We start from the raw sequence: 4,091 nt of genomic DNA on the forward strand, positions 1-4,091 counted from the left end.
GCCAGCGACAATCAAACACACCAAAACGGAACTGTCGCGGTCAGAATCTTCTCATCCTGATTGCCGCAACTTCTCATCCAGTTTGTCGCGCTACAGAACCTGTCGCGCCAGAAGACGCGGCCTTCGCATCCCAAGGGCGATGCTGCCGCACAGGCGGCGTTCAAAAAATCAGCTGCCGACGGCGCTCGCGACGCTGGCGGCTGAGCATCCCGGCGAGCACCTTGAGCTCTGGTGCCAGGACGAAGCGCGCGTTGGACAGAAAGGGCGGACCACCCGCATCTGGTACGAGCGTGGGGTGCGGCCGCCGGGTGTCGTCGACCAGCGTTACACGAGCCTTTATCTCTTCGCCGCCAGCCGCCCTGGAACCGAGGATGCCTTCGCGCTGGTGCTGCCCCGGGCCGATACTGGCACGATGGAAGTGTTCCTCGCCCACTTCTCCCAGCAGCTTGCCCCTGGCGTGCACGCCGCGCTCCTCCTTGATCAGGCCGGCTGGCATGACAGCCGCGCGCTCCAGGTGCCAGAGAACATCACCCTGCTGCCGCTGCCCGCCAAGGCACCCGAGTTGAATCCGGTGGAGCGGATCTGGCTCTACATGCGCGAGCGCTATCTCTCCCACCGCCTCCTCGACGACTATGACGCGGTCCTCGACGCCACCTGCCGCGCTTGGAACAGGCTCACCACCGAGACGGGCCGGCTCACAACCCTCACCGCCTATCCGTACCTTCTCGCGTCAGAAGTTCGATGAACGGGTATGAGCTGTTCATCGCGGCGCAGCGGGCGACACTGACGACTCCGCGACGGGGAGGCGCGATATTCCATATCTTCTGACTTTTTGCACTGATAAGGCCCGAACCTTCGTGATCTTGAACCGGCGGGAGCAACCGACACTATACTAGGAAATGGATATGCACATCTTAGATCAGAGGAGTACGCCCATGGCACAAGATACAATCGTTTGGATCAGCGGGGCGACCCAGGGGCTGGGATCCGGCTTGGCGGCAACTGTTCCGTTCGAGAACGCCAGGGTGATAAACCTCTCCCTCTATCCGCACTCGACTCTGGAATCCCTCTACTTCGACCTGACCGAGCCATCGACGTGGGAGGCGGTGGGCGAGCATTTCCGTGAGACGCTGCGCGATTTCACGGGCAAGCGCGCTATCTTCATTCACAATGCGATCGTTCATGGCCTTGGCTATGTGACCGAAGTGGATCGCGCGGCTTATCAGATGGAGTTTGTCGCCAATGCGCTTGCTCCGCTCATTCTGGGCGACATGTTCCTGAGTGCTGTCGGCGAAGGCTATGAATCCGGCCTCGCCATGATCACCTCGGCCGGCGCCCGTTCGCCGTTCGAGGGGCATTCCGCCTATTGTGCCGCGAAGGCTGCAGTGGAGATGTGGGTGCGCACAGTCCGCCGGGAGTTCAAGCGCCGCGGCAAGAAGACCTGGGTGGTGGGCATCAGGCCGGGCTTCGTCGATACGCCCTCCACGCGGGCGGAAGCCGAGCTCCCGGCCGACGTCTATCCGCTCGGTCCGCAGATGGCCAAGCAGCTCGCCTCGCGCGAAGCGGTGATGACGCCGGAGGAGGCCGCGCGAGGCATTTGGGCGATGCTGCCGCCCAAAGGTGACGACTCCATCCTGCTGCAAGGCGAGATGGTTGTCGTTTCCTGAGCTGTGATCGATTGGAGGCTTCAAGCCGCCGTGTTGTGCGCCTTCGCTGCGGCGTCCTTTGCCGCGATATAACCGAAAGTGAAAGCTGGTGAGATGCTGGCGCCCGGTCCGGGATAAGACCGTCCCATCACGGACGAAGTGCAGTTGCCTGTGGCGTAGAGCCCCTCGATGATCGACCCGTCGGTGCGCAGTACCCGCGCCCGTTCGTCCGTGACCACGCCGCCGAAGGTTCCCACATCGCCGGGAAAAATGCGGGTGGCATAGAAAGGCGCCTTGTCTATCGCGCCGACACATGGATTGGGCTTGTGCGTGGGGTCGCCGCGGAAGCGATCGTACTGGCGTTCGCCTTTGTGGAACTCCTCGTCGACGCCGGTCTCGGCAAAGCGGTTGTAGCGCGCGACCTGCGCGGCGAGGCCGGCGGGATCAATGCCCGTCTTTTTCGCCAGTTCCTCGATCGTGTCCGCTTTGACCAGGAAGCCGGACTCAAGCCATTTCTTCACTGGCTTCATCCCCGGCATCAATGAAGCGTAGGCGTAGTTGCGCATCGCCCGATCGTCGAACACCGCGAACGCCGGTACGGCATCATGCCGATACATCGCTTCACCGAGTTCCACATAGGAACTGGCCTCGTTGACGAACCGGTTGCCGTGCTTGTCCACCCACATATAGTGCGGAACCGCGATCTCGCCCACGTGCATGAACGGATAAGGCGTGCCATCCTTGCCTTGGGCGCCAGCCGGTAGTGTGCCGTCGGGATTTAGCGAGGTCGGCACCCAGACCGCCATGTCGAGATTTTCGGTATCGGCTCCGTGGCGGATCATCTCTTCGATCATCTCGCCGGTGTCGCCCGGATTGGCATTGGTCCACGAGGCGCTGATCGGATGGCGCTGGTATTTCTGCCGCATGGCATTGTTGCGGGAAAAGCCGCCGACATTCATCAGCACGCCGAAACGGCTGCGCACCGTCGTGCGCTCGCCGCGGAACATGCCGCTGACGGCGACGATCTGGCCATCTTCCTCGATCAACCGGTCTGCAGCGAAGCCGCCGAATACGGGGATGCCGCGCTTGAGCGTCATCTCCAGCATTCGTCCCTGGATCGCACCGCCGTGCGCGACGACCCGCCGACCAAGCAGCGTGTTCTTGGCAATGGCAAGGGCGAGACGTGCCATGATAGTCTTTGCGTAGAAGGTGGGTGACAGTGGCGGCTGCTGCCGCGCGTGTAGGAAGCCGCGAGCTCCTGCCTGAGCTACCGGGCCTGTTCGCATGACGGTCGGATGCGCCCGCACGGCAAGCGCGTTGCGAAGGCTATCGGCTATGGCTAGAAATAAAGTGCCCCGGCGGTATGCGAGGCAGGGACCACCGGGGGATACGGGCTCCATGTAGTCGATCGGGGCGGAAAAATCAAGGGATAAGCCGCGGCGTGCCTACACTGACCGATGCCCTGTCTGCCGAACGATTCGACACTTATCTGAATTGGGCAGGCGGGGATCAGGCGCTTGCCGAGCGACTCTACACCTATAATGTCCAGCTTTCAGCGGCGCTTTACGGGCCGCTGCACATGCAGGAAGTCGCGCTGCGGAACATGACCGACAAGGTTCTTATCCAGCGGCATGGACTCAACTGGTTCGACAATCCTGCGGTGCTGACCACCGGCTATCAGGCCGGGTGCATCGCCAAAGCACGCCAGACGCTCCAGCAGGCGGGCAAGGCGGTAACGCGCTCGCAGATCATCGCCGAACTCAATTTCGGCTTCTGGTCGTCGCTGTTCGGCCGTCAAGCGCACCATCTCTGGCAGACGCTACGACCGATCTTCCAAGCCAAGGGCGTCCAGCGCGGGACGATCGCGCAGGAGCTGCGCGAGCTGCGGTTGCTGCGCAACCGGATCGCTCACTATGAGCCGATCATCGCCCTGCCACTCGCCCAACGCTATGCGAGCATTACCACGGTGACGGGCTGGCTGTCGCCGAGTGCGGCCGCATGGGTCGCCAACTATTCGACCTGGCCCGCGCTCTATCCGGCGGTGCCGATCCTCGTGCCCGATCCGGCGAGTGGCGCGCTGGTCGTAGCGCCCGCCGCCATCCCCTTCCTGCCGGCCTGATCGCCGGACGATCGGGCAGGAGCGCCGCGTCGCAGGGAACGACGCCTCGCCCGCGATTCCCAGATACCGGCATCAAGCATCCCACGGCGGACAAGAAAATTTGGTTGGGACGCGCAGGGCCGTCTGCGGGTCAGGGTGTCCACGGCAGCAAATCGGTGGACACCAGGTGGACACCAATGAATTTCGGGGCCAATCCGCTTTTGGTGGTGGCCCCGTAATCCACTGATTTTGGGCTCTTCCTCGTGAACGGGGGATGAGGGAAATTGGGTTAGACTTGTCATAGGAAGGACAAGTCTGATGAAGAAGAAGGCTGATCAGGGAATCGA

General features: G+C 62.5%; 5 protein-coding genes. 4 read left to right on the plus strand and 1 reads right to left on the minus strand.

All coding sequences use genetic code 11. From position 1 onward, the window contains the following. Positions 1-60 precede the first annotated feature (60 nt). The 3 genes from B5X69_RS22545 (at position 61) to B5X69_RS20300 (ending at position 1,667) form a co-directional block, all read left to right on the plus strand. Positions 61-204: a winged helix-turn-helix domain-containing protein gene (locus B5X69_RS22545; RefSeq protein WP_139375910.1), complete on the plus strand. Its 144-nt coding sequence runs from the start codon at positions 61-63 to the stop codon at positions 202-204. Then, on the plus strand, positions 140-745 hold the full coding sequence (locus tag B5X69_RS20295; protein ID WP_139375911.1) for an IS630 family transposase: 606 nt from the start codon (positions 140-142) through the stop codon (positions 743-745). Before B5X69_RS22545 ends, B5X69_RS20295 begins: the two co-directional genes overlap by 65 nt. Before the next feature lie 190 nt (positions 746-935). Next, on the plus strand, positions 936-1,667 hold the full coding sequence (locus tag B5X69_RS20300; RefSeq protein ID WP_079640286.1) for an SDR family NAD(P)-dependent oxidoreductase: 732 nt from the start codon (positions 936-938) through the stop codon (positions 1,665-1,667). Positions 1,668-1,687: 20 nt separating this feature from the next. Here the strand turns inward: B5X69_RS20300 and B5X69_RS20305 are convergent, their stop codons facing one another. Then, positions 1,688-2,836, minus strand: a complete 1,149-nt coding sequence (locus B5X69_RS20305; protein WP_176141717.1) for an FAD-binding protein — start codon at positions 2,834-2,836, stop codon at positions 1,688-1,690. Between the two features lie 251 nt (positions 2,837-3,087). Here B5X69_RS20305 and B5X69_RS20310 point away from each other — a divergent pair, with 251 nt between their 5' ends. Further along, complete coding sequence (locus B5X69_RS20310) at positions 3,088-3,765, plus strand: hypothetical protein (protein WP_079640288.1); 678 nt, start codon at positions 3,088-3,090, stop codon at positions 3,763-3,765. Positions 3,766-4,091 lie beyond the last annotated feature (326 nt).

It is taken from the genome of Sphingopyxis flava, assembly GCF_900168005.1.
GTDB classification, from domain to species: Bacteria; Pseudomonadota; Alphaproteobacteria; order Sphingomonadales; family Sphingomonadaceae; genus Sphingopyxis; species Sphingopyxis flava.